Below are 8,254 nucleotides of genomic sequence, written 5' to 3' on the forward strand. Positions count from 1 at the left end.
CGGTGCTTACTTGATGTCGCGCGAAGGCGAACCGGTGAACAGCTGACGCGGACGACCGATCTTGTATTCGGGATCGGAGATCATTTCGTTCCACTGGGCAATCCAGCCCACCGTGCGGGCCAATGCGAAGATGGCCGTGAACAGCGAGGTCGGGATACCGATGGCGCGTTGCACGATGCCAGAGTAGAAATCGACGTTCGGGTACAGCTTGCGCTCGACGAAGTACGGATCTTCCAGAGCAATGCGCTCCAGTTCCATCGCCAGCTTGAACAGCGGATCGTTTTCCAGGCCCAGGGCTTGCAGCACTTCCTTGCAGGTTTCCTGCATCAGCTTGGCACGCGGGTCGTAGTTCTTGTAAACGCGGTGGCCAAAGCCCATCAGGCGCACGCCCGAGTTCTTGTCCTTGACCTTTTCCATGAACTCGCCGACCTTGGCCATGCCGCCGTTGGCTTGCAGCTCTTCGAGCATTTGCAGGCAAGCCTCGTTGGCGCCGCCGTGAGCCGGGCCCCACAGGCAAGCCACGCCGGATGCGATCGCCGCAAACGGATTGGTGCCCGACGAGCCGCACAGGCGGACGGTCGAGGTGGAAGCATTCTGCTCGTGGTCTGCGTGCAGGATGAAGATGCGATCCAGAGCGCGTTCGACCACGGGATTGACCACATAGTCTTCGCAAGGATTGCTGAACATCATGCGCAGGAAATTGCCGGTGTACGACAGGTCATTGCGCGGATAAGCCAGCGGCTGGCCCACGGAATACTTGTACGCCATGGCGACCAGGGTCGGCATCTTGGCAATCAGGCGGATCGCGGAAATACGGCGATGCTCAGGATTGTTGATGTCGGTGGAGTCGTGATAGAACGCAGCCAGGGCGCCCACCAGACCCGTCAGCACAGCCATCGGGTGCGCATCACGGCGGAAGCCGCGCAGGAAGAACTGCAGCTGATCGTGTACCAGGGTGTGATGCGTGACAGCGTAATCGAAGTCAGCGCTCTGCTTTTCGTCAGGCAATTCGCCATTCAGGATCAGGTAGCAGACTTGCAGGAAGTCGCAGTTCTGAGCCAGTTGCTCGATGGGGTAGCCGCGATACAGCAACTCGCCCTTGTCGCCGTCGATATACGTAATGGCAGACGAGCAAGATGCGGTCGAAAGGAAACCGGGGTCATACGTGAACATACCCGTTTGCCCATAGAGCTTACGGATATCCATCACGTCCGGGCCAACCGTTCCCTGATAGATCGGGAGTTCAACCGACGCCGAGCCATCGGAAAAGCTTAGCGTTGCCTTCTTGTCGGACAGTTTCATTGCAATGCATCCTCTACTTTAGTGAATGATCAAAGTGCGCGCATGAGGCCGAGAACCTTATGCATGCGCGGCGTGTCAAGGTCACCCTCCGGCTCACTGCGCGCCAGCAGCAGGTCGAACAGATCGTTGTCGCTCAGCTCGAACAACTGCGTCAGCACGGCAACATCCTCGTCGTCCAGACCTGCCTCATAGGCATCCAGATACCGGGTGATTATCAGATCGTTTTCCAGCATACCGCGCCGGCCACGCCAGCGCAGACGAACACGATCTAGATCGGTCAGTTTTGACATCTAACCTTCCTTCCTTAAAAAACCCTGCACGCCGCAACCCAAACAGCGGTCAGACAGCGCGTCGCACCATCAATTCTTTGATTTTTCCGATGGCGCGCGTCGGGTTCAAGCCCTTCGGACAGACATCGACACAGTTCATGATGGTGTGGCACCGGAACAGGCGATACGGGTCTTCCAGGTTGTCCAGGCGCGCACCCGTCGCTTCGTCACGGCTATCCGCGATGAAACGATAGGCTGCCAACAGGCCGGCAGGCCCCACAAACTTGTCGGGGTTCCACCAGAACGACGGGCAGGAGGTCGAGCAGCAGGCGCACAGAATGCACTCGTACAGACCATCGAGCTCCTCGCGGGCTTCCGGCGTCTGCAGACGCTCGCGCTCGGGCGGCGGGGTGTCGTTAATCAGGTACGGCCGGATCGAGTGATACTGATTGAAGAAGTGCGTCATATCGACGATCAGATCACGGATCACCGGCAGACCGGGCAGCGGACGCAGAACGATAGGTTCCTTCAGGTCACGCAGGTTGGTCGTACAGGCCAGGCCGTTCTTGCCGTTGATATTCATGGCGTCCGAACCGCACACGCCTTCACGGCAGGAGCGGCGCAGGGCCAGACTGTCGTCCACCGAGTTCTTGATGCGGATGATGGCGTCCAGCAGCATCTTGTCGGTGGGCATCAGCTCCACTTCCAGTTTCTGCATGTACGGACGCTCATCCTTGTCCGGATCGTAGCGGTAGATTTCGAACTTAACGATACGTTTGGTGCTCATGACTGGGTCCTGCTTAGAAGGTACGCGCCTTGGGCGGGAAGGAGTCGACGGTCAGAGGCTTCATCTGCACGGGCTTGTACTCCAGGCTGTTGGTCGCGGAGTACCACAGCGTATGGCGCAGCCAGTTTTCGTCGTCACGGGTGGGGAAGTCATCCAGGGCATGCGCGCCACGGCTTTCGGTACGCTTGGAAGCCGACAGGATGGTGGCACGCGCCACTTCGATCATGTTGGACAGCTCCAGCGCTTCGACGCGGGCGGTATTGAAGACCTTGGATTTATCCTTGAACGAGATGTGCTTGGCACGCTCGTTCAGGTCGGCGATCTGACCCACGCCCTCTTCCAGCAGCTCCAGCGTGCGGAACACGCCGCAGTGGTGCTGCATGGACATGCGGATCGCATTGCCCACTTCCTGCGTCTGCTCGCCGCCGGTACGGGACTCGATGGCATCGACACGCGCCATGGAGGCATCGACCGATTCCATGGCCAGCGGCTTGTGAGCGTGCTGGCGTTCCGGGTGCGCGGCAACAATGTGGTTGCCGGCAGCGCGGCCGAACACGATCAGATCCAGCAGCGAGTTCGTGCCCAAACGATTGGCGCCGTGCACCGAGGTCGCGGCACATTCGCCGATGGCGTACAGACCGTTGACGACATGGTTATCGCCGTTCTTGCGATCCATCACCTGACCATAGAAGTTGGTCGGGATACCGCCCATCTGATAGTGAATGGTCGGCACGACGGGGATAGGCTCCTTGATCGGATCCACGTTCGCAAACTTAATGGCGATATCACGGATCGACGGCAGGCGTTTCTTGATGACGTCAGCGCCGAGGTGATCGAGCTTGAGCACCACATAGCTGCCGTCGGGGCCACAGCCGCGGCCTTCCTTGATTTCCTGGTCCATCGAGCGCGACACGAAGTCACGCGGGGCCAGATCCTTCAGCGTGGGCGCATAGCGCTCCATGAAGCGTTCGCCATCCTTGTTCAACAGGATGCCGCCTTCACCGCGCACGCCTTCGGTAATCAGCACGCCCGCGCCCGCCACGCCAGTCGGGTGGAATTGCCAGAATTCCATATCCTGCAGCGGGATGCCGGCACGCGCCGCCATACCCAGGCCGTCACCGGTGTTGATGAAGGCGTTGGTGGAAGCCGCCCAGATACGGCCCGCGCCGCCGGTAGCCAGAACCGTGGTCTTGGCTTCCAGAATGTAGATTTCGCCCGTTTCCATTTCGAGCGCGGTCACGCCCAGCACATCGCCGTCGTCGTTGCGGATCAGGTCCAGCGCCATCCATTCAACGAAGAACTGGGTGCGCGCCGAGACGTTGCGCTGATACAGCGTGTGCAGCAGCGCGTGACCGGTACGGTCAGCGGCGGCACAGGCGCGTTGCACCGGCTTTTCACCGAAGTTGGCCGTATGCCCGCCAAACGGTCGCTGATAAATGGTGCCGTCCGGGTTGCGGTCGAAAGGCATGCCGAAGTGTTCCATTTCGTACACGGCGTGAGGAGCCTCACGGCACATGAACTCGATGGCATCCTGGTCGCCCAGCCAATCCGACCCCTTGACGGTGTCGTACATGTGCCAGTACCAGTTGTCTTCGCTCATATTGCCCAGCGAAGCGCTGACGCCGCCTTGGGCAGCAACGGTATGCGAACGGGTTGGGAACACCTTGGACAGCACGGCCACGGACAGGCCCGCCTGTGCAAGCTGAAGGGAACAGCGCATGCCGGCGCCGCCGGCACCCACGACGACAACGTCAAACTGGCGGCGCGGAAGAGATTTTTTGACAGCGACCACGGCTTACAGGCTCCAAAGGATTTGTGCGAAATAAGCGACCGAACCAACCAGCCACAGAATCGTCAGGGTGTGCAGCAACAGACGCACGCTGACAGCGCGAACGTAGTCCATCCAGATATCGCGCACACCGATCCAGGCGTGCCAGGCCAGCGAAATGAACGCCAGCGTCGCCAGGATCTGGCCCACAGGCAGGGCGAAGACATGGAACGTGAACAATGCCTTCCAGCTGGCGTAGCTGAACTCGGACATGACGAGAATGCCGATCAGCAGCACCAGGGTATAGGTGGCAAGAATGATGGCGGTCAGGCGCTGGGCGATGAAATCCTTCACGCCATAGTGAGCGCCGACGACCAGGCGACGCGGGCCGATATTTTCAGGGGCTCCCATTACCATGCTCCGTAAAGTTTCAGGCCGAGGATGACGGTCAGGATCAGGCTGATGACCAGGGAGGTCGTCGCGCTCTTGCGTGCCGCGGTCTTTTCCACACCGATGTGCAGATCGAGCAGCAGGAAGCGGATGCCCGCACAGAAGTGGTGCAGATAGCCCCAGATGATGGCCAGCAGCACGAGTTTCACCAGCGGGTTGCCGGCGACTTCCGCGATAGACGCATAACTTGCCTCGGAACCGACACTCATGGCGAACAGAGGCAAGATCACCAACGGCAAACAGAGGAACAGAATCACACCGCTGGCGCGGTGCAGAATGGACACCTTACCCGGTGTCGGCATATGCCGGAGATAGATAAGGAGTTGCGGCACACCTACGTTTTTGTAAGTGGGACGCGGCTTGGTTATGGAATCACTCATGGACAGCCTCGTTTCTAAAAAATTAGGCAAACGCGCTATTTTCGCTTATGTCAGTTGGGGTTTCAAATCATCACAAAACGCGGGCAGCAGTATGTTACACCGTATTCACTTCAAACTGTTGCGATAGTAGTAACGCTCCGTGATGTATAAACCCCTTCTGTATTCCATGGGGCGATCACCATAGGTATAGGACACGCGCTCGACTTGCAGCAGCGGCAAACCCGGGGCCACCCCCAGCAAAGCCGCATCGTCTTCTGTGGCCGCCACCGCCTTGAGCTTTTCATCGGCGCGCACCATGCTGATGCCGAACTCCGACTCGAACAAGGCATATAACGGCCCGCGATAACCGGCCAGCAAATCGGCCGTCAGGCGCCGGAACGGCCCGCCCGGCAGACAAATATCGTCAATAACAGTCGGCTCGCCATCAAACGCCAGCACGCGCCGGATCGTAATGACGGGGTCGCCCGTGCGCAGCGCCAGGGCCTTGGCGATTTCAGCGCTGGCCCTTGCCCGGCGGCATTCGACAAAACGGCTTTGGGCTCCGCCACTATCGGCCGCGTCATCGCTGGCCAAGCGCAGAAAGCGGTAGCGCGTGCGCGGTTCGTTGTGAGTGGCGACGAAAGTGCCCTTACCCTGGCGGCGCAGCAACAAGTGCTCGGCCGCCAGCTCGTCTATGGCTTTGCGCACCGTTCCCTGACTGACATGAAAACGCGCCGCCAGCTCCATTTCACTGGGAATGGATTCACCGGGTTTCCATTCGCCACGCTCCAGGCTGTCAACAATCAAGGCCTTGATCTGACGATAGAGCGGACTGAAGGCGGCACCGCCGGCTCCCGCCGCACGCGTCACCTGACGCGTCGCCGTCCGCGGTCGCGCTGAAGAAGAATCGCCAGGGATTTCGGACATAAAGCACAAGACCGGCAGACAGGCTGCGTTCTGCGCAACCCGGCAACTGCCGGTGAAAAAGAATCGAAAACGGGGCCAATTGTCGCACACGACTCATGCATAAATCCAGCACTCTTTTGTCTTATATAAGATATAAGATCGTTTGACGCTCGACTGTTTTTTGCTCTAAGATTTTTAATGAACCTTTCACTAAACTGAAAATTCAATAGATGGAAATACAACAGTTTCAGTTCAATGAGAATTAATTCTCCATTGAAATGAGATTCCATCTGGAATTAGCGGGAATCAGCGCCGCTTTCATAGCAACATCGTCCTTGAAGGTTTAATATTTGCGGCGCTGCGGCATGATGAATGCACCCAGGTGCCTGCCGCCCTTCCGCCAGCCTCGGGCGAAAACTGCGCAAGAACATCATGCAAACCGCCGGGCATCTCGCCCGGCGCCATTACCAAGACCTACGGAGATTGAAGAATGTCCAAGCCTGCAAAACGTGTTGCCGTCACCGGCGCCGCCGGCCAGATCGGCTACGCGCTGCTGTTCCGCATTGCTTCGGGTGAAATGCTGGGCAAAGACCAGCCCGTCATCCTGCAACTGCTGGAGATCCCTGACGAGAAGGCCCAACAGGCGCTCAAAGGCGTCATCATGGAGCTGGACGACTGCGCATTCCCGCTGGTGCAAGGCATCACCGCGCACAGTGACCCCCGCGAAGCCTTCAAGGATGCCGACATTGCCCTGCTCGTCGGCGCCCGTCCCCGTGGCCCCGGCATGGAACGCAAGGACCTGCTGAACGTCAACGCCAAGATCTTCACGGAACAAGGCAAGGCCCTGAACGATGCCGCCAGCCGCGACGTCAAGGTGCTGGTCGTCGGCAACCCCGCCAACACCAATGCCTACATCGCCCAGCAATCCGCGCCGGATCTGCCCGCCAAGAACTTCACCGCCATGCTGCGCCTGGACCACAACCGCGCCCTGACGCAACTGGCTTCCAAGGCTGGCGTGGCTGTCGCCGACATCGAAAAACTGGTCGTGTGGGGCAACCACTCGCCCACGATGTACCCCGACTACCGTTTCGCCACCGCCAACGGCAAGAGCCTGAAGGCGCTGGTCAATGACGACGCCTGGAACCGCGACGACTTCATCCCCACCGTGGGCAAACGCGGTGGCGCCATCATTCAGGCCCGCGGCCTGTCGTCGGCCGCTTCGGCTGCCAACGCAGCCATTGACCACATCCGTGACTGGGTGCTGGGCAGCAACGGCAAGTGGGTCACGATGGGCGTGCCCTCGAACGGCTCCTACGGCATCCCGGAAGGCATCATCTACGGTGTGCCCGTCATCACCGAAAACGGCGAATACAAGCGTGTCGAAGGTCTGGAAATCGACGAATTCTCGCGCGAGCGCCTGGAATTCACGCTGAAAGAGCTGCTCGAAGAGCGCGACGGCGTCAAAGACCTGCTGTAATACCAGCCACGGCTTCCGGCCGCCCTTGGGCGCCTGAAGCCTGCCTGAACGCCCGCCCGGCTCTGCCGGCGGGCGTTTTTCATTGGCTGCCAGCAAACTCCCTCTGCCACCCAGCCACCCAGCCACCCAGCCAGACGACCACACGGCAGCCGAGACCACCCGCTCGCGCGGCTGGCCTTAAAAACGCTCGTCCAGAATCGCGGGCATGACCAGCTCACGCACAAAACTGGCATCCGAAAGCGACAGAATCGTGCGGACCATCGCCACCACATCGTGCACCGGCACGAGCTTGCCCTCCCCGCGCCAGGCGGCTTGCGCCGCAGGCACGGCCAGATCATCCGTGGTATTGAGATAACCGAGCTGCAGCGTAGTCACCCCCAGCTTCGCTTCCCGAAATCCCTCCCGCAAGGCGTCGCCCAAACCATTAAGCGCGCTTTTGGTCGCGCCGAATGCCACCTCGGGGCGGCCGCACTGCCTCAGCGCCGACGTCGAGCCCGTCAGAATCAAGCGCGGCCGCGGCGAAACCAGCAGGCGCGGCAACAGGTGTTTGATCACCAGCAAGGCCGCCGTCACATTGACATCCACCAGACGGGCCAGGGACTCATCCGTATCCTGCGTGAAAAAATAATCGGCCGTGAAGGCTTTGACTTCCCATAAGCCCAGGTTGTAAATCAGGACATCCAGCGAGGCTGGCGCCGCCCGGGCGATTTTCGCGGCAGCCGCCGCAGGCGCCGTCAGATCGGCCTCCACCCACTGGCACGCCACTCCCTCAGGCACCCGCAGCGCCTCCGGCGCTTGCCGCGATACGCCGATCAACGTATCGCCCGCCGCGCACAGCCCTTCCGCCAAGGCGCGCCCCAGCCCCTGGCTGGCCCCCACAATCATGATTTGCATGTGATTTCCTCTCTGCCTTCCCTATCTGTTTTTCCGGCCCTG

At 60.0% G+C, this 8,254-nt stretch carries 9 protein-coding genes; 1 reads left to right on the forward strand and 8 read right to left on the reverse strand.

What is annotated here, in order from left to right:
* Positions 1-6: 6 nt before the first annotated feature.
* The 7 genes from gltA to ACTJGZ_RS10400 all read right to left on the reverse strand — a co-directional run bounded on the left by gltA (position 7) and on the right by ACTJGZ_RS10400 (position 5,862).
* On the reverse strand, positions 7-1,302 hold the full coding sequence (gene gltA, locus ACTJGZ_RS10370; protein WP_441662846.1) for a citrate synthase: 1,296 nt from the start codon (positions 1,300-1,302) through the stop codon (positions 7-9).
* 29 nt (positions 1,303-1,331) lie between these two features.
* Positions 1,332-1,592 (reverse strand): FAD assembly factor SdhE, encoded by a 261-nt coding sequence (locus tag ACTJGZ_RS10375; protein WP_441662847.1) that lies wholly within the window; start codon positions 1,590-1,592, stop codon positions 1,332-1,334.
* Between the two features lie 49 nt (positions 1,593-1,641).
* Positions 1,642-2,358: a succinate dehydrogenase iron-sulfur subunit gene (locus ACTJGZ_RS10380; protein WP_441662848.1), complete on the reverse strand. Its 717-nt coding sequence runs from the start codon at positions 2,356-2,358 to the stop codon at positions 1,642-1,644.
* Between the two features lie 13 nt (positions 2,359-2,371).
* A complete protein-coding gene (gene sdhA, locus ACTJGZ_RS10385) occupies positions 2,372-4,150 on the reverse strand; it encodes a succinate dehydrogenase flavoprotein subunit (protein ID WP_441662849.1) in 1,779 nt (592 codons plus the stop codon).
* A gap of 3 nt (positions 4,151-4,153) precedes the next feature.
* Positions 4,154-4,537, reverse strand: a complete 384-nt coding sequence (gene sdhD / locus ACTJGZ_RS10390) for a succinate dehydrogenase, hydrophobic membrane anchor protein (protein WP_441662850.1) — start codon at positions 4,535-4,537, stop codon at positions 4,154-4,156.
* Positions 4,537-4,956, reverse strand: coding sequence for a succinate dehydrogenase, cytochrome b556 subunit (gene sdhC, locus ACTJGZ_RS10395; protein WP_441662851.1), 420 nt, complete (start codon positions 4,954-4,956; stop codon positions 4,537-4,539). Before sdhC ends, sdhD begins: the two co-directional genes overlap by 1 nt.
* Before the next feature lie 105 nt (positions 4,957-5,061).
* Positions 5,062-5,862 carry a GntR family transcriptional regulator gene (locus ACTJGZ_RS10400; protein ID WP_441662852.1) on the reverse strand — a complete coding sequence of 267 codons (801 nt, stop codon included), beginning with the start codon at positions 5,860-5,862 and terminating at the stop codon, positions 5,062-5,064.
* Positions 5,863-6,331: 469 nt separating this feature from the next.
* Here ACTJGZ_RS10400 and ACTJGZ_RS10405 point away from each other — a divergent pair, with 469 nt between their 5' ends.
* Positions 6,332-7,318: a malate dehydrogenase gene (locus ACTJGZ_RS10405; protein ID WP_441662853.1), complete on the forward strand. Its 987-nt coding sequence runs from the start codon at positions 6,332-6,334 to the stop codon at positions 7,316-7,318.
* 177 nt (positions 7,319-7,495) lie between these two features.
* Here the strand turns inward: ACTJGZ_RS10405 and ACTJGZ_RS10410 are convergent, their stop codons facing one another.
* Positions 7,496-8,212 carry an SDR family NAD(P)-dependent oxidoreductase gene (locus tag ACTJGZ_RS10410; protein ID WP_441662854.1) on the reverse strand — a complete coding sequence of 239 codons (717 nt, stop codon included), beginning with the start codon at positions 8,210-8,212 and terminating at the stop codon, positions 7,496-7,498.
* Between the last annotated feature and the right edge of the window lie 42 nt (positions 8,213-8,254).

This window comes from Kerstersia sp., from assembly GCF_052103615.1.
In the GTDB taxonomy this organism is placed as follows: domain Bacteria; phylum Pseudomonadota; class Gammaproteobacteria; order Burkholderiales; family Burkholderiaceae_B; genus Kerstersia.